We start from the raw sequence: 17,213 nt of genomic DNA on the forward strand, positions 1-17,213 counted from the left end.
GACTGGTGGCTGAAGTCGGGCAAGGCGGTCAGAATTTGGGCATGAGGGATACGGACCGGGTCACTCCTCACGGGTGAGACCGGCGTGACCGACAGCGGGAGGCAGCGGTGAGGACAGCGACACTGGGGCCGGCGCAGCGAGCCGAGGCGCTCGCAGCCATGGCCGAGCGCGAGCTGGACCTACTGGTGGTGGGCGCCGGCGTGGTCGGTGCCGGGACCGCCCTCGACGCGGTGACGCGCGGGCTGTCCGTCGGCCTGGTCGAGGCACGTGACTGGGCGTCGGGCACCTCGAGCCGGTCGAGCAAGCTCATCCACGGCGGCCTGCGCTACCTGGAGATGCTCGACTTCGCCCTCGTCCGGGAGGCGTTGAAGGAGCGCGGGTTGTTGCTGGAACGGCTCGCGCCGCATCTCGTGAAGCCGGTGCCGTTTCTGTATCCGCTCCAGCACAAGGGCTGGGAGCGGCTGTACGCCGGCTCCGGCGTCGCGCTCTACGACACCATGTCGATGGCCCGCGGACATGGGCGAGGCCTGCCCATGCACCGGCACCTGAGCCGCCGTCACGCACTGCGCATCGCACCCGCCCTGAAGAAGGACGCACTGGTCGGCGCCCTCCAGTACTACGACGCCCAGATGGACGACGCGCGCTTCGTGGCCACCCTGGTGCGCACGGCGGCGGCGTACGGCGCGCAGGTCGCCAACCGTGCCCGGGTGACCGGCTTCCTCCGCGAGGGCGAACGCGTCGTCGGCGCCCGCGTGCAGGACGTCGAGGCGGGCGGGGAGTACGAGGTCCGCGCCAAGCAGATCGTCAACGCCACGGGCGTGTGGACCGACGACACCCAGGCCATGGTGGGCGAGCGGGGACAGTTCCACGTACGGGCCTCCAAGGGCATCCACCTCGTCGTGCCCAAGGACCGCATCCACGCGACGACCGGTCTGATCCTGCGCACCGAGAAGTCCGTGCTGTTCGTCATCCCGTGGGGCCGGCACTGGATCATCGGCACGACCGACACCGACTGGGACCTCGACAAGGCACATCCCGCCGCGTCCAGCGCGGACATCGACTATCTGCTGGAACATGTGAACTCGGTGCTCGCCGTGCCGCTCACACGCGATGACGTCGAGGGCGTGTACGCCGGTCTGCGGCCGCTGCTGGCCGGGGAGTCGGACGCCACCAGCAAGCTGTCCCGCGAGCACACCGTGGCGCATCCCGTGCCGGGGCTCGTGGTCGTGGCGGGCGGCAAGTACACGACGTACCGGGTCATGGCCAAGGACGCCGTGGACGAAGCCGTGCACGCGCTCGATCTGCGGGTCGCCGAGTGTGTCACCGAGGACGTGCCGCTGCTGGGCGCCGAGGGGTACCGGGCGCTGTGGAACGCGCGAGCGCGGATCGCCGCCCGGACAGGGCTGCACGTGGTGCGGGTGGAGCATCTGCTGAACCGATTCGGTTCGCTGGCGGAGGAGGTCCTGGACCTCATCGCGGCGGATGCCTCACTCGGGGAGCCGCTCCAGGCGGCCGAGGACTATCTGCGCGCCGAGGTCGTGTACGCCGCCTCGCACGAGGGGGCCCGGCACCTGGACGACGTGCTGACCCGGCGGACGCGGATCTCCATCGAGACCTTCGACCGGGGGACGCGGAGCGCGCGGGAGGCCGCCGAGTTGATGGCGCCGGTGCTGGGCTGGGACAAGGACCACATCGAGCGGGAGATCCAGCACTACGAGAAGCGGGTGGAGGCGGAGCGGGAGTCGCAGCGGCAGCCCGACGACCTGACGGCCGACGCCGCTCGGTTGGGGGCGCCGGACATCGCGCCGCTGTAGGGCTCCCGCACGGCATCGGATCCCGGTTCGACGTCACTCGAACGAGTGTCGCGAGCCGGGATCTTCGTTCGGAACCCGGTCGTTCTAGGAGGTGCGGGGGCAGAACTCGGCGGCGAGCAGGGCCGGTTCGAGGTCGGGGTCTGCGATCGCGGTCGTGTTCACGCGGAAGGTGAGGACGCGACGGCCGTCGACGGTGGCCGCGGTGCGCACATAACTGCCGGCGATTCGGCCGTTGTGCCCCCACACCGTGGTGCCGCACGGCAGCTTCACCGGGAACAGCCCCATGCCGTACAGGCCGTGTGCGGCGCGGGTGTCGCGCATCTCGCGCAGCCAGTGCGGGGGCAGCAGTTCACCGCCGAGCAGCGCCGCGTAGAAGCGGTCGAGGTCGGCGAGCGTGGTCACCAACTCGCCGGCGGCCCCGGCGACCCGCGGATCCAGATCGGTGACATCTGATCCGTCGGTGTCGTAGGCGCGGCCGTGCGGGGTGGGGAGCGAGGTGCGGGATCCAGGGAAGGAGGTGTTCGTCAGACCCAGCGGAGCGATGATGCGGCGCTCGGCCTCGGTTGCGTAGGAGTGGCCGGTGACCTGTGCGATGACCATGCCGAGCAGGACGTAGTTGGTGTTCGAGTAGGAGTAGCGGCCCGGGTCGGCCGGAGGGTGGGTGAGTGCGATCCGTACGGCTTGAAGAGGAGTGAGGGGGACCACGCCCTCGGTGTCCGTGGTGAAGTCGTTCAGGCCACTGGTGTGGGTGAGCAGGGCGCGCAGGGTGATCGTGCGGCCGTCGTTGCCGGCTCCGCGGACCAGGCCGGGCAGATGCCGCTCCACGGTGTCGGACAGGGACAGCCGGTGTTCTTCGGCCAGTTGGAGGACGACCGTCGCGAGAAAGGTCTTCGTCATGCTGCCGGCGCGGAAGTGGTCGGCGCGGGCGATGCCCCCTCCTCCCTCGGCGTAGCGGGTGCCGGTCTCCTCGCGGGCCAGCAGGGCCGCGGCGGGGGCTCTGCCCGCACTGACCAGCAGCGGGAGGAGCGCGTCCGTCGGGGGTGTCGTGGGCGCGGAGGAGGCGGCCGGGGCCAGGGCGAGGAGCGCGAGGGACACAGGTACGGCCACTAGTGTCCGGAACGGCGGCATTGTGGTCCCTCCCCTGTCGCGGATCGTCATGGGTGGCTCATCTGGCGGGGCTTCTTGTCGGGCGGCCCTTCCTGTGGGCCCTTCACGCGGGGCTCCTCGTGCGGTGGTTCCTTGTGCCGAGATCATCATGCGGGGTTTCTCGTCCGGCGGTCCGCCGTGCGGTGGTTCCTTGCGCGGTGGTTCCTCGTGCGGCGATCGGTCCTGCGCTGGCTCCTTGCGCCGGTTCCTCGTGCGGTGGTTCCTCGTGCGGCGATCGGTCCTGCGCTGGCTCCTTGCGCCGGTTCCTCGTGCGGGGGTTCCTCGGGCGGCGATCGGTCCTGCGGTGGTTCCTTGTGTGCGGTCCATCATGCAGGGTGGCGGAATCCGGTCTTCCGGTGGTCCTCGGGTGGGGCGGGCTTCGTGATGCGAGGCGTGTTGTCGTCACCCTGGTGTGAGGGTCCGTGGCGCGCCGTGTTCATGGGGGTGCGGGCGTTCGGTCCTCGTGGCGGGCGGCTGGTCCGCAGGGGCACCCTGGGCGTCGGGCACTTGTCGGGTGAGGGACAATGGAGGCTCTGTCAGGGCGGGTTGTATGAGGGGACGCATGTCGGAGGCGGAGCGGGCGGGGGCATCCCGTCAGGGCAAGAGCGAACGTCTCCTCGCCGGGCGGTACCGGTTGGGAGCAGTGCTCGGCCGCGGCGGCATGGGCACGGTGTGGCGTGCCGAGGACGAGACCCTGGGTCGGATCGTCGCGGTGAAGGAGCTGAGGTTCCCCTCCAATATCGACGAGGAGGAGAAGCGGCGGCTGATCACGCGGACGTTGCGTGAGGCCAAGGCGATCGCGCGGATCCGGAACAACAGCGCGGTGACCGTCTTCGACGTGGTCGAGGAGGACGACCGGCCGTGGATCGTGATGGAGCTCGTCGAGGGCAAGTCGCTCGCCGAGGCCATCCGGGAGGACGGCCTGCTGGAGCCGAAGCGCGCGGCGGAGGTCGGCCTCGCGGTGCTCGACGTGCTGCGTTCGGCGCACCGTGAGGGCATCCTGCACCGGGACGTGAAGCCGTCGAACGTGCTGATCTCCGAGGACGGCCGGGTGGTGCTCACCGACTTCGGCATCGCCCAGGTGGAGGGCGACCCGTCCATCACCTCGACCGGCATGCTGGTCGGCGCCCCCTCCTACATCTCCCCGGAGCGTGCTCGCGGGCACAAGCCGGGTCCGGCCGCCGACCTGTGGTCGCTGGGCGGGCTGCTGTACGCGTCGGTCGAGGGGGTGCCGCCGTACGACAAGGGCTCGGCGATCGCCACCCTGACCGCGGTGATGACCGAGCCGCTGGAGGAGCCGAAGAACGCGGGTCCGCTCAAGGATGTCATCTACGGGCTGCTCAACAAGGATCCCGAGAAGCGGCTCGACGACGCCGGTGCGCGCGTGATGCTCAACGCGGTGATCCATGCGCCCGAGCCCAAGGAAGAGCCGGAGCCGGCGCCGGACGCGACGAAGGTCGTGCCGTTGCCTCCGCAGCCCGACCGGGGTGAGGGCGGGGAGCGGTTGCGCGGGGCGTTTCGTTCCGTGCGCAAGGCGGCCGTGGCTGCGGGGGCGGCCGGTACGGCGGCTGCGGCTCGGGCCAAGTCCGGGAGCGGGACGGGTACTTCGGGCTCGTCTGGTATTTCGGGTTCGTCGGGTACTTCGGGTTCGTCGGGCAGCTCGGGTTCGTCGGGTGGTGCGGCGGCTTCGGGGCCGGGCGCTGCGGGGACGGGTGCGCAGGCGAGGCCGGCCTCTTCGTCCGGGACGGCTGTCTCGGGGTCCGGCAGTGTGGGTGTCACCGGTGCCGGTGCCGGTGCCGCTGTGTCCGGTGCTGGTGCTGGTGCTGGTGCTGGTGCGGGCTCGGGGTCCGGGGGCAACGCGGCTGGTGGGGGGCGGAGTTCGGGGTGGCCCGTGATGACGCCGCCGGCGGATCTGCCGCCGCGGCCCGTGCCCAGGGCGCCGCTCACCGATGTGGTGCCGAGGCGGACGCTGGTGATCATCGCGGTGGTCGTGGTGCTCGCTGTGGTCGCGGTCGTGCTGGCCATCGCGTTGAACGGTGACGGCGACTCCTCCACGAGCTCGGCGGGCGGCGGTGCCAAGGCTTCCGCCAGTGCGAGCGTGAGCGCCTCCACCAAGGAGGACGAGAGCGGCGGCGCCCAGACGGACGGTAAGGCGACCGAGTCCGCGGGGTCCGGCGTGGCGGCCGAGAAGTCGCCGAGCAGCAGCCCGGGCGCGACCGGCGGTAGCGAGGGCGGCGGTTCCGCCGAGGGCGACAGCACGGCGGAGACGACGTACAAGGGCGGTCAGGGGTACTCGATCGGGCTGCCCAAGGGGTGGAAGTTCCAGACGTCGAGTTCGGCGGGGGATCGTTTCACCGGTCCTGACGGGCAGAAGCTGTTGGTGGCCTGGACGTCCACGCCGAAGGGTGACCCGGTGGCGGACTGGAAGAGCCAGGAGCAGTACATGGCGCGTTCCCAGTACGACCGGGTCCGAATAGCGAAGGTGAACTACCGGGGCTGGTCGGCGGCCGACTGGGAGTTCACCTATGTCGAGGGCGGGACGAAGTACCGGACGATCGACCGGGGGTTCGTCGTCGACGACCATCTCGGATATGCGCTGATGTACACGGCGAAAGCGGCCAATTGGGGCAGTGAGCTGCGGAAGGGTACCTGGCAGACCCTCGCGCAGACATTCGAACCGAAATCGTGAAGTGACCCGACCCGCGTTTGAGGCGTGAGATCTGGCATCCCCTCTTTGCGGGTTGCCTCCGGCACGTATCGTGAAGGCTTGCGGACCGTACGCATCCAACTATGGGCGGAACGGCACGCGGGGCGAACGGAATTGACCGATCCGGGGTGCCGGGGGAGGCAACGTGGACGACTATGCGGGACGGGTACTCGCCGACCGCTACCGCCTGCCGCTGCCCCCCTCCGACGAGTACGAACTGACCGAGACCCGGGCCTTCGACACCTACAGCGGTCAGGAAGTCCTGGTCCGGCAGGTGCCGTTGCCCGAGGTCGTCGAGGCGGAGGTGCTCGACGCGGAGGGGCTGCCCGACGGTTTCACCGCAAGGGACCCGAGAGACCGGGGAGTTCGGCGGTCCTCGGCGCGTACTACGAGCACACGGCGGCCCACTGATCCGGCCGTCCGGCGGGCCGTGGAAGCCGCGCAGGCCGCCGCTTCGATACCCGACCATCCCCGGCTCGACCAGGTCTTCGACGTGTTCGCCGAGGGCGGGTCGCTGTGGATAGTGAGCGAGTTGGTGGCCGCGCGGCCACTGGCGGCGCTGCTGGCGGAGAAGCCGCTGACGCCGTACCGGGCGGCCGAGGTCGCCTCCGACGTCCTCATGGCCCTGCGGGTGCTGCATGCGCACGGCTGGGTGCACCGGAACATCACCGCCCGCACGGTCCTCGTCTGCGACGACGGCCGTGTGATGCTGACCGGCCTCGCGGTCGGGGCGGCGGAGGAGGCCCTGTGCGGGTACGACCCGGTGCCGGCCGAGGAGGGCGACGGGGAGTTCGGTGACCGGCGCGGGGTGGGTGTCACGGGGACTTTCGGCGGTCCGGGTGGTGCCGGCGGTCCGGTGAGTGGTGCAGCGGCCGGTCTCGGCGGTGCCGCCGCCCGGGCGAGTGCCGTCGACCCCGAGGCCGCGCGGCGGGCCGCCATCGAGGCGCGGGAGGCCGGTGGGCTGCCGGGGCTCGGCGGGGATGCGACGAACGGTACGGGTGCGGCGTCGGCCGCGATCGAGCGCAGGGCCGTGGAGACCGGCGGGGAAGTCCGGGCCGCGCGCGCCGGGGCGATCGCCGCGTATCGCGCGGGTGCCCGGGCCGCCGCCCGGGTCCAGGAGGCCCAGCAGAACGGCCGCGCGGCCCTGCCCGGAGCCCGGCCGATGCCCGAGGGCGACCCCGCGACGATGGCCGGGGGGCCGACATCGCCGTACGACTCGGGCAGCGGTGGGCTTCAGGCGCCGTACTCCATGGGCAACGGCGTCGAGCTTCCGCCGGGCGGCGAGGGGCAGTCGGTGTACGGCCCTGGCCACGGCGTTTCGCTTCCGCCGGGTTCCGCTTCTCTCGGTGATGCGGTGTCGCCCGGCCGTGGGGATCACCCCCGTTCCGGCGGCATGCCCCAGGGGCAGCCGGCCGATCCGTACGGTGTGCGGGCCGACTGGCAGGGGGCCGTGCCGCGTGGTGGAGCCGGGGGCACGGAGCTGCCGACGGTAGGGCATGAACGTAGCGCCGCTCTTCCGCCCGGAGGGACCGCCCCCGCCCCCAGCCGTTGGGACGAGCTCGCCGCCGCGGCCCCCGCTCCCCGCGGCCCCGCCACCGCGCTCGCCGCCGAGCGGGCGCGGCAGGCCAGGATGGCCGTGGTAGGACCGGTGACCGAACGGTGGGCGCCGGAGCAGGCCGGGCCCGTGCATGAGAACTGGCAGTTGGCCGCACCGATCGGGCCTGCCACCGATCTGTGGGCGCTCGGGGCGCTGCTCTTCAGGGCCGTACAGGGGCACGCGCCCTACCCGGAGGAGTCGACGGCCGAGCTGGTGCAGATGGTGTGCGCCGAGCCGCCCGCCTTCGCCGAGGAGTGCGGTCCGCTGCGGCCGGTCGTGGAGTCGCTGCTGCGCCAGGACCCCACCGAGCGGCTGGACTTCGAGGAGGTTCGGGGCTGGCTGCGGTCGCTGGTGCGGTCCGCGCCCGAGCCCGACGCAGGCGCGTACGTCGTCGCCGCGCCGCCCCTCGACTCCACCCGGCTGCCCGTCGTACGACGGCGGGGCGAGCTGGTGCGCCGACGGCGCGCCGGGCTGCCCGCGACCAGTGCGCACGGACGGCACAAGCGGGCCAAGCAAGGCCGGCAGGAGGTGGCGCGTTCGCCGCGCCGGCTCGGGCGTACCTTGCTTCTGCTGGTGCTGCTGCTGATGGCCGCGGTGATCGCTTACGCCATGCTGTTCATGCCCAAAGCCGCCGACTCGACGGGCGGCGCGGGCGACACCGACCGGACCGGTTCCGCCGGCGAGGTCAGCGAGGCGCCCGCCAGCAGTGAGCCGCGGCCCGACCAGAACTCCCCGAAGGCCAGCCCTTCCGAGTCCGCGGAGCACCGGACCACGAGCCCGGACGTCGCCGACGGCTTCACCCTGCGTACGGACTCCGCCGGCTTCCGTGTCGCCGTCGCCGACGGCTGGGACCACACCCCCAGGAACGGTCGCGGTCAGGTCGTGTACGCGCACGGCGACTTCGACCTGATCGTCGTACCCGGAAGGGACAGCGCCGACGAGTACGGCGAGGACCCCATGGCGTACCAGCGGGAGGACGAGCGTGAGCTGCAGCCGTACCGCGACTCCAGCTGGGCCAGCGCCAGCGGGCTGAAGACGATCCAGGTGGGTGGGCGGACCATGGCCGAGGGGCAGTTCACCTGGACCGATGACGCGGGGCGCGAGCTGTTCGTACGCAATCTCGCGATGCTCGTCGACGGGAAGTACCACGTGGTGCAGGTGCGCGGACCGGAGGCCGAGCGGGACGAGGTGACGCGGCTGTTCGAGCAGGCGTCGGCGACGTACGAGGTCACCGGCTGAGCGGTGCCCGGTCACACCGGGTGATGGTTGTTTCCGGCTGTCGAAAGCGATAACTGTCACAACCGCGAAACCTTGGCACCCCTGTGGTTCCCCGCACCCGGGCCGGTCCCTAATCTGACTCTGTCAAGAGCATTGCGGGGCAACGTGAATCAGATGCAGGGCCTGCTTCTCGCGGGTCGTTACCGGCTTGCCGACACCATCGGCAGCGGCGGTATGGGCCGTGTGTGGCGTGCGCATGACGAGGTGCTGCACCGGGCCGTCGCCATCAAAGAGCTGACCGCTGCCCTGTACGTGTCCGAGAGCGACCAGGAGCGGCTGCTCCACCGCACCCGCGCCGAGGCCCGCGCGGCCGCCCGGATCAACCACTCCGCCGTCGTCACCGTCCACGACGTGCTCGATCATGACGCCCGCCCGTGGATCGTGATGGAGCTGATCGAGGGCCGTTCGCTGGCCGACGCGGTCAAGGCGCAGGGGCGTGTCGAGCCCGCCGAGGCGGCCAGGATCGGGCTGTGGGTGCTGCGTGCGCTGCGCGCCGCGCACTCCGCCGGGGTCCTGCACCGCGATGTGAAGCCCGGCAACGTCCTCCTCTCCCAGGACGGGCGCGTCCTGCTGACCGACTTCGGTATCGCGCAGATCGAGGGCGATACGACGATCACCCGCACCGGAGAGGTCGTCGGCTCCGTCGACTACCTCGCCCCCGAGCGGGTCCGTGGCCACGATCCGGGCCCGGCCTCCGACCTGTGGGCGCTCGGCGCGACGCTGTACACGGCGGTGGAGGGCCGCTCGCCGTTCCGCCGCACCTCGCCGATCGGCACGATGCAGGCGGTCGTCGAGGAGCAGCCCGCCGAGCCGGTCAACGCCGGGGTGCTGGGTCCTGTCCTCGCCGCACTGCTGCGCAAGGATCCGGCCGAGCGGCCGAGCGCCGCGGAGGCCGAGCGGATGCTTGCCGAGGCGGCGGAGGGGCGGTCCTCGGGTGCGGCACCGGCGTATATGTCCACGGGGCAGGTGCGGTACGAGCCGTCGCACACGCCGGGGACCGGCACCCGTGCGCAGACGGCCGCCGCCACCCCCTATCCGCCGGTCACGATCGGTGCCCCGGCCCCTCCCGCCCCGCGCAAGCGGCACCGGCTGCGTACGTTCGCCCTGGTCGTCGCCCTCGCGGCGGTTGTCGGCGGGGGTGTGGCGGTCGCGTTGCAGCAGTTCGGCACGGGCACCTCCGCTTCGCCGACTCCGAGTGCCAGTGCCAGTGCCACGCCGAGCGACGCGGGCGGTCAGGGGGCGCTTCCCGCAGGCTGGGAACGGCGCGAGGACCCGGTGGGCTTCAGCATCTCCCTGCCCAAGGGGTGGCAGCGGACCGTCTCCATCGACCAGGACGGCCTTCAGCAGATCGACTACTCGCCCGACCACGGCAAGCACCTCGTGCGGGTCGCCGTCGACACCGCGCCGGACTTCAGCAGCTCGTACGAGCACATGAGGAACCTCGAGGAGCGGATCTCAGGGCTTCAGGAATACGAGCGGCTGAGCCTCAAGCAAGAACTCTTCCGTGACCTGCCGGGTGCCCGCTGGGAGTACACCTGGGACGCGCTGGCCAAGGACTCGCCGCACTACTTCCCGGGGCCCTACCGTGCGATCGACGTCGGGTACATGAACGGTGAAGGCACCGAGTACGCCATTTACGCGGCCTCGCCGGCCGACGAATGGGCCACTACGAAAAAGCAGTTCGACCGGATGCTGCGGGGCTTTCAGGAGGGTTGAAAGCCCCGGCATCTTCTGCAAGCTGAGGATTACGAGCGGGAAATCAGGCGTAGTCCGTGCAGGAACGGACTATCGTCCCGCCTTCCATGACCGCCACCTGAACGCCGATGTAGTCGAGGTCATCGACTGTGGGTGCCGCGTACGTGGTGAAGGAGAGGGTCGCTCCGTTGCCGTCGTATTCGTGACGCCAGGGCCACTCAGTCACCCATCCGGTGCCGCCGTCCAGGGAAACGAGTCGAATGGCCGCATGGTGACTGTCGGCAGCGGTGTCCTTGACCCAACCGCTGATGTCCACATAGTCGTCCGACCAGTTGGTGAAAGTCATGCTTCCCGAGGCGCCCGTCACCGAGCACGCGGCTCCACCGCTCGCCGCGCTGGCATTGGTCACGGTAGTCGTGGCGAATATCGCCACCGCCGCCACACCTGTGACGGAAAGGCGCTTCAATGTGTTTCCCATAAGGGAACGATAAGGCTTCCATGATTCACAAGACAGCATGATTCCGGCCACCCCATTTACCTTTTATGGGGCTTATGGCCTGGTGATTTGCCGTACTTTGCAGTTATTTAAAAACCGGCCATGGCCGAAAATGATCAGGACGGAGAGGGGCCGGCAGCGCACTTGGCCGGTCAGTGCCGCGGAAGGAGGGCGTCCGGCGCGGCATCATGGGGCGCATGGGGACCCCGGGGGACAACTTCCGTGTCATAGCGGGCCGTTACCGCCTGGAGGTCAGGCTCGGGCGGGGCGGCATGGGCGTCGTGTGGCGGGCGACCGATCTGCTGCTCGGGCGGCGGGTGGCGGTCAAGGAGATCTCCCTCGACGGGACGCTGTCCGAGGCCGAGGCCCGGTGGCAGCGCGACCGGACCCTGCGCGAGGCGCGGGCCGTCGCACAACTCAGGCACCCGCACATCATCGTCGTCCATGACATCGTCGAGCAGGATGAACGGCCCTACCTCGTCATGGAGTTGATCGACGGCGGCTCCCTCGCCGACCGGATCGCCGTGCACGGGCCGGTGGTGCCCGCCGAGGCCGCCCGGATCGGCGTCGATCTGCTCGGCGCGTTGCGCGCGGCGCACGCGGCCGGGGTCCTGCACCGGGACATCAAGCCGGCGAACGTCCTGATGGAGGCCGGTACCGGTCGGGTCGTCCTCACCGACTTCGGTGTCGCCCAGGTCGCGGGCGCCACCACCCTCACCGAGGCCGGGTCCTTCGTCGGCTCACCCGAGTACACGGCCCCGGAGCGGATGACCGGGCTGCGGACCGGACCCGCCTCCGACCTGTGGTCGCTGGGTGCGCTCCTGTGCACGGCGTTGAGCGGTGAATCGCCGTTCCGCCGGGACTCGTTGAGCGGCATCCTGCACGCGGTCCTCGCGGCGGAGATACGTCCACCCGCGCAGGCCGCGCCGATCCTGCCCGTCGTACGAGGACTGCTGGAGCGCGATCCGGCACACCGGCTGGACGCGGAGTCGGCCGAGCGGATGCTGCGGGCCTTTCTGGAGACGGGGCGCCTGCCGGTCGCCGAGCGGCGTTCCCTGCGGGGTGTGCTGACGGCCGTGGTGCTGGTCGCCGCGATGGCGGGGGCGGGGGTGTCGGGGGCGGCGCTGATCATGCATCAGGAGGGGGGCGGGGGTGAGCCGTCGCCGTCACCCACGTCGGTCAGCGGCTCGGCCGGTTCGAGTCCGACGGTGACGCCTTCCGTGACGCACTCCGTGGCGCCCTCTGTGGCGAAACCTTCCTTCACTGAATCCGAGACTCCATAGCGAGCTCACATAAAAGGGAGATAAGCGACCTCCTGAGTCACGGGTCTGTGACCGCAACGCCCTCTGAGTGGATTCGGACGCTGCTGGCGCGATATGAACGGACCCATGAGCAGCAACGGGGGAGCCCCTTACGGGTCCGACGAGCCAACGAGTTTTGGTCTGCAACCGCCGAACCCGCCCGCGGCCGTGCCGCACCCGGACAACCCGTACGCGGCGCCCACCCAGGTCGTACCGCACCAGACGGCACCCTCCGCGCCCGAACCGGAGCCGGGTACCGGCCGGTTGATCGGTGGTCGTTACCGTCTGCTCGCCAAGCTCGGGCACGGCGGCATGGGTACGGTCTGGTGCGCCAAGGACGAGACGGTGGACCGCGAGGTCGCCGTCAAGGAGCCCCGTGTACCCGATCATCTTCCCGACCGCGAACGCGCCAACGCGTTCGAGCGGATGCGCCGCGAGGCGCGTGCCGCGGCCCGGCTCGACCATCCCGCCGTCGTGAACGTGCATGACGTCGCCGTCGTCGACGGCCAGCCGTGGATCGTCATGGAGCTGGTGCGGGGCCGTTCGCTGGGCGACGCGTTGCAGGAGGGCACCCTCGGGGCGCGGGAGGCGGCGAGAATCGGCCTGGAGGTGCTCGGCGCGCTGGAGGCCGCGCACGCGGCGGGCATCCTGCACCGGGACGTCAAGCCGGACAACGTGCTGCTCGGCCGTCATGACCGCGTCGTCCTCACGGACTTCGGCATCGCCCAGATCGAGGGCGAGACCAATCTGACCGACACGGGCGGCTTCGTCGGCTCGCCCGAGTACATCGCGCCGGAGCGGGTGCTGGGGCAGCGGCCGGGACCGGCGTCGGACCTGTGGTCGCTCGGTGTCGTCCTGTACGCGGCCACCGAGGGCGTCTCGCCGTTCCGCCGCAGCAACACGCCGGCCACGCTCCAGTCGGTCCTCAACGCCACGCCCGCCGCACCGGCCTCCGCCTCCGGTCCGCTGGCCGACGTCATCACCGGCCTCCTCCAGAAGGACCCCGCGCGTCGCCCGAACGCGGCCCAGGTGCGGGCGCTGCTGGAGACGGCCGCCAACCCGCCGGCTCCGGCGGCGACGCAGGTCGTGCAGCTCGCCGAGGGGGCCCCGAAGGGCGGTGTGCGGCTGGGCCGCAAGTCGCTGATCGGGCTCGGTGCCGCGGTCGTCGCGGCCGCGGTGGCGGCGTATCTGGTGGTCGCGGACCCGTTCGCGGGGCCGTTGCCGGACGGCTGGGCGACGAAGAAGGTGAAGGACGTCGCCGCGACGCTGGCGGTGCCCCACGCGTACCAGGAGGACGTGCCCGACCGGAAGACGGACGAGGCGCACTGGGTCACGTACACCGATGACAGCGGCAGCATCTGGATCGGGCTGAGGCTCGACAGGAAGGCCGAGGACTCGGGCAACACCATCGCGGGCTCGGCGGCCGCGGAGATGTACGAGGACGACAAGAAGTTCAAGGAGAACGGCGAGTACGGGCTCAGCATGCCGGAGAACCCGACGACGGACACCGACGACGAGGTGACGTACCAGGGGAAACAGGCCGCCAAGAACACGATCACGTACATCACCGACGACAGCCAGAACCCGCGCCCCCGCGAGATGCAGATCTTCTACTACAAGACCTCCAAGGGCGACATGTACAAGCTCACCATCAGCTACCCGGGCAAGGGCGACTTCACCAAGCGCGGGCAAGAGGTGGCGAGGACGACGATCGCGAACCTCGACGTGGACGTGCTCTGACCCGCGTCGACAAGCAACCGCCCCACAAGGTACTGATGGGGCATGAGCAACGACCGGGGCGGCACCAGCCCGAAGGGCCGACTGATAGGCGGCCGTTACCGTCTGGCCGAGCGCATCGGGTCGGGCGGCATGGGCACCGTCTGGCGGGCCCACGACGAGCTGGTGGACCGCCAGGTCGCGGTGAAGCAGCCCAGGTTGCCCGGTGATCCGGAGGACGAGGCCCATCAGCGGGCCTCTCACCGGCTCTACCGGGAGGCCCGTGCCGCCGCCCGGGTCGACCATCCCGCCGCCGTGTCCATCCATGACGTGGTCGTCGAGGACGGACTGCCCTGGATCGTCATGGAGCTGGTGCGCGGGGAGTCCCTGCACGAGGTGCTCCGGCGTGGCCCGGTCGCCCCGGCCGAGACCGCCCGGATCGGCCTGGCCGTCCTCGGTGCCCTGCGCGCCGCGCACGCCGTCGGGATCGTGCACCGCGATGTGAAGCCCGCCAACGTGCTGCTCGGCCCGCACGGCCGGGTCGTCCTCACCGACTTCGGCATCGCGCATGTCCAGGGCGAGGAATCCCTCACCGTCAGCGGCGAGTTCGTCGGCTCCATCGACTTCGTCGCCCCCGAGCGGATGTCCGGGCGGGGCGCCGGCCCGCCCTCGGATCTGTGGTCCCTGGGCGTCCTGCTGTACGCCGCCGTGGAGGGTGAACCGCCTTTCCGGCGTACGACGCTGGAGTCCACCCTCGCCGCGATCCTCTCCTTCGACCCGCCCGAGCCCAGGCGGGCCGGTCCGCTGAGCCCTCTGATCAGCGGGCTGCTGGGGAAGGACCCCGATCTGCGGCCGGACGCCGAGGAGGCCGCCAAGATCCTGGAGGCGGCGGCGGAGGGGTGGCCGGTGCCACCGCTGCCCGCCACACCATCGCCCCAAGTTCCTGACCGAATAAGGGAGTTGGGCGAGGACTCCGGCACCCTACGCCTGCGGGGGCCGCAACCCGAGCCCGAACCGAAGCAGCCCGACACCACCGTCGTACCGACGACGTCGCCACCGCAGCCCCACCTCCTGCGCCGTCCCCTCCCGGCCGCCCTGCTCGGGGTCACCCTCGTCGGCGGCGCCTGGCTCGGTACGTCCTACTTCTTCGCCGAGCCCGAGCCCGCCGACGTGGCCGAGCCGACGTACACCTCGGCCCCTCTCACGCCCGCCGCCACCGACATCGCCGACGAGCCCTGGGACAAGCACTCCGAGAAGGCCCTGAAGGCCACGCTCGCCGTCCCGAGCCGGTACGGGGAGACCCATCGGCAGGGCAGCGCCACCGACCAGCCGCGGATGGTGATCTACGGGGAGGGCGGCATCGACCTCCGCCTCAGCATGTGGGACCAGGCCGCCACCTCGCCCATGGGCCGGGCGGCCCAGCAGAAGCAGGCCTGGGCGACGCACGCGCAGGCCGATACCCAGCTCACGCAGACCAGTCTCCAGGGCGACTTCGCCGTCCAGGCGGACACCACCTACGACGACAAGGGCGCCGGCCCGGCCCGGGTCATGCAGGTGTTCGTCATGACCGACGACGGCCGTCTCTACGAGCTCCGTGTCGACATGCCGAAGGGGACGGCGGCCGAGAAGGAGGGCATGGCGCTGTTCAAGGCGGCCCGTGACCGGCTCGTGATCGAAAAAGGGTGAACGGCCGGTGATCGACACCGAACAACGCACTGATCAGCGGCTTTTCCGCCAGTGATCACTGGCGGCGTGTGCGTACTCGGTGAATCCCGATTACCGACGGGTACCCAAAGCCCCCGCTCCGGCATACCCTGCGCGTCATGACGGACTCGAAGGCTTCGGCTCAGGCCACCAACCCCCTCGCCCCCGCCCCTGAGGGCGCCCGGACCGCCGCCGACGTGGTCACCCCGGAGCTGGTCGCACAGCTCACCAAGGGTGTGGTCGGCTCCGGTCGTACCGCCAACCACACGCCGTTCACCGGCGAGAAGCTGGCCGACCTGCCCGAGTCGACGCCGCAGGACGTGGAGAAGGCCTACGCGGCGGCCCGCAAGGCGCAGGCCGTGTGGGAGCGGACGCCCGTACGGCAGCGCGCGGCCGTGCTGCTCCGCTTCCACGACCTGGTGCTCGCCCGCCAGGCCGAGGTCCTCGACCTGATCCAGCTGGAGACCGGCAAGGCCCGTCTGCACGCCCATGAGGAGGTGCAGGCCGTCGCGGTCGCCGCCCGCCACTACGGCCGCAGGGCGCCCTCCTATCTGCGGCCCAAGCGGCACGCGGGCGCCATGCCGACCCTCACCAAGGTCACCGAGCTGCGCCACCCGCGGGGCGTGGTCGGCCAGATCGCCCCCTGGAACTACCCCCTGGAGCTGTCCGTCGGCGACGCGCTCCCCGCCTTCGTCGCGGGCAACGCGGTCGTGATGAAACCGGACACCGAGACCTGCCTGACCGCCCTGTGGGCGCGTGACCTGCTGATCGAGGCCGGGCTGCCCGCCGACGTCTTCCAGATCGTCCTCGGCGAGGGCCCTGTCGTCGGCCCCGAGGTCGTCCGGCACGCCGACTACGTCTCTTTCACCGGCTCCACCCGCACCGGCCGCGAGGTCGCCCAGGGCGCCGCCGCCCGCCTCGTCGGCGTCTCGCTCGAACTCGGCGGCAAGAACGCGATGCTGGTACTGGAGGACGCCGACATCGAGAAGGCGGCGGCGGGCGCGGTCCGTGCCTGCTTCTCCTCCGCCGGCCAACTCTGCATCTCCATCGAGCGGTTGTACGTCCACGAGTCCGTCGCCGACGCCTTCCTGGAGCGCTTCGCCGCCCGCACCAAGGCCATGCGGCTCGGCAAGTCCCTCGCCTACGGCGCCGACATGGGCTCCCTCGTCGGCGAGCGCCAGCTGGAGACCGTCACCCGGCATGTCGAGGAGGCCGTCTCCAAGGGCGCCAAGGTCGTCGCCGGCGGTGTCGCCCGCCCGGACATCGGCCCGTACTTCTTCGAGCCGACGATCCTGGACGGCGTGACCGAGCCCATGGCGATCTGCGCCGAGGAGACCTTCGGCCCGGTCGTCTCCATCTACCGCTTCAAGACCGACGACGAGGCCGTCGCACAGGCCAACTCCACGTCGTACGGCCTCAATTCCTCGGTCTGGACGAAGGACGGCAGGCGCGGCCGCGAGGTCGCCTCCCGGCTGCGCACCGGCACGGTCAACGTCAACGAGGGCTACGCGCCCGCCTACGGCAGCGTCCAGTCCCCGATGGGCGGCATGAAGGACTCCGGCCTCGGCCGCCGCCATGGCTCCGAGGGCATCCTCAAGTACACGGAGGCCCAGACGGTGGCCCAGCAGCGGCTGCTGCCGATGGCGCCGTCGCTGGGGATGAGTGACGAGGCGTACGCCCAGTTCATGAGCCGCAGCCTGCGCCTCATGAAGGCGTTCCGGTTCCGCTAGTACCGACCCGCACTGCACGCTCAAAGGAG

At 71.0% G+C, this 17,213-nt stretch carries 10 protein-coding genes; 8 read left to right on the forward strand and 2 right to left on the reverse strand.

Going from position 1 to position 17,213, the window contains the following annotated elements; all coding sequences use genetic code 11:
• The first annotated feature begins 107 nt into the window (after nucleotides 1-107).
• Complete coding sequence (locus tag TN53_RS28810; RefSeq protein WP_046261621.1) at nucleotides 108-1,814, forward strand: glycerol-3-phosphate dehydrogenase/oxidase; 1,707 nt, start codon at nucleotides 108-110, stop codon at nucleotides 1,812-1,814.
• 84 nt (nucleotides 1,815-1,898) lie between these two features.
• On the opposite strand, the gene TN53_RS28815 is transcribed toward TN53_RS28810, so the two are convergent.
• Nucleotides 1,899-2,942: a serine hydrolase domain-containing protein gene (locus tag TN53_RS28815; protein ID WP_046261622.1), complete on the reverse strand. Its 1,044-nt coding sequence runs from the start codon at nucleotides 2,940-2,942 to the stop codon at nucleotides 1,899-1,901.
• Between the two features lie 580 nt (nucleotides 2,943-3,522).
• On the opposite strand from TN53_RS28815, the gene TN53_RS28820 reads away from it, so the two are divergent.
• The 3 genes from TN53_RS28820 to TN53_RS28830 all read left to right on the forward strand — a co-directional run bounded on the left by TN53_RS28820 (nucleotide 3,523) and on the right by TN53_RS28830 (nucleotide 10,258).
• A complete protein-coding gene (locus TN53_RS28820) occupies nucleotides 3,523-5,649 on the forward strand; it encodes a serine/threonine-protein kinase (protein ID WP_046261623.1) in 2,127 nt (708 codons plus the stop codon).
• A gap of 163 nt (nucleotides 5,650-5,812) precedes the next feature.
• Entirely contained in the window at nucleotides 5,813-8,503 is a 2,691-nt protein-coding gene (locus TN53_RS28825) for a protein kinase (protein WP_046261624.1), read from the forward strand.
• A gap of 153 nt (nucleotides 8,504-8,656) precedes the next feature.
• Nucleotides 8,657-10,258, forward strand: coding sequence for a serine/threonine-protein kinase (locus TN53_RS28830; protein ID WP_046261625.1), 1,602 nt, complete (start codon nucleotides 8,657-8,659; stop codon nucleotides 10,256-10,258).
• A 43-nt stretch (nucleotides 10,259-10,301) separates the two neighbouring features.
• Here TN53_RS28830 and TN53_RS28835 read toward each other — a convergent pair whose 3' ends face one another.
• Nucleotides 10,302-10,715 carry a hypothetical protein gene (locus tag TN53_RS28835; RefSeq protein ID WP_159038215.1) on the reverse strand — a complete coding sequence of 138 codons (414 nt, stop codon included), beginning with the start codon at nucleotides 10,713-10,715 and terminating at the stop codon, nucleotides 10,302-10,304.
• 215 nt (nucleotides 10,716-10,930) lie between these two features.
• Between TN53_RS28835 and TN53_RS28840 the strand changes: the two genes are divergently transcribed.
• The 4 genes from TN53_RS28840 to TN53_RS28855 all read left to right on the forward strand — a co-directional run bounded on the left by TN53_RS28840 (nucleotide 10,931) and on the right by TN53_RS28855 (nucleotide 17,184).
• Nucleotides 10,931-12,016 carry a serine/threonine-protein kinase gene (locus tag TN53_RS28840; protein WP_046261626.1) on the forward strand — a complete coding sequence of 362 codons (1,086 nt, stop codon included), beginning with the start codon at nucleotides 10,931-10,933 and terminating at the stop codon, nucleotides 12,014-12,016.
• A gap of 105 nt (nucleotides 12,017-12,121) precedes the next feature.
• On the forward strand, nucleotides 12,122-13,774 hold the full coding sequence (locus TN53_RS28845; RefSeq protein ID WP_095046790.1) for a serine/threonine-protein kinase: 1,653 nt from the start codon (nucleotides 12,122-12,124) through the stop codon (nucleotides 13,772-13,774).
• 42 nt (nucleotides 13,775-13,816) lie between these two features.
• Nucleotides 13,817-15,436, forward strand: coding sequence for a serine/threonine-protein kinase (locus tag TN53_RS28850; protein ID WP_046261628.1), 1,620 nt, complete (start codon nucleotides 13,817-13,819; stop codon nucleotides 15,434-15,436).
• 137 nt (nucleotides 15,437-15,573) lie between these two features.
• A complete protein-coding gene (locus TN53_RS28855) occupies nucleotides 15,574-17,184 on the forward strand; it encodes a succinic semialdehyde dehydrogenase (RefSeq protein ID WP_046261629.1) in 1,611 nt (536 codons plus the stop codon).
• Nucleotides 17,185-17,213 lie beyond the last annotated feature (29 nt).

The organism is Streptomyces sp. WM6386, from assembly GCF_000972385.1.
Taxonomy (GTDB): Bacteria; Actinomycetota; Actinomycetes; order Streptomycetales; family Streptomycetaceae; genus Streptomyces.

Excerpts from the sequence above, each read along its gene's own strand:
- TN53_RS28845 (WP_095046790.1), top strand. The coding sequence starts at position 12,122 with ATGAGCAGCAACGGGGGAGCCCCTTACGGGTCCGACGAGCCAACGAGT.
- TN53_RS28840 (WP_046261626.1), top strand. The coding sequence starts at position 10,931 with ATGGGGACCCCGGGGGACAACTTCCGTGTCATAGCGGGCCGTTACCGC.
- TN53_RS28835 (WP_159038215.1), bottom strand. The coding sequence starts at position 10,715 with ATGGGAAACACATTGAAGCGCCTTTCCGTCACAGGTGTGGCGGCGGTG.
- TN53_RS28815 (WP_046261622.1), bottom strand. The coding sequence starts at position 2,942 with ATGCCGCCGTTCCGGACACTAGTGGCCGTACCTGTGTCCCTCGCGCTC.
- TN53_RS28820 (WP_046261623.1), top strand. The coding sequence starts at position 3,523 with ATGTCGGAGGCGGAGCGGGCGGGGGCATCCCGTCAGGGCAAGAGCGAA.
- TN53_RS28855 (WP_046261629.1), top strand. The coding sequence starts at position 15,574 with ATGACGGACTCGAAGGCTTCGGCTCAGGCCACCAACCCCCTCGCCCCC.
- TN53_RS28850 (WP_046261628.1), top strand. The coding sequence starts at position 13,817 with ATGAGCAACGACCGGGGCGGCACCAGCCCGAAGGGCCGACTGATAGGC.
- TN53_RS28830 (WP_046261625.1), top strand. The coding sequence starts at position 8,657 with ATGCAGGGCCTGCTTCTCGCGGGTCGTTACCGGCTTGCCGACACCATC.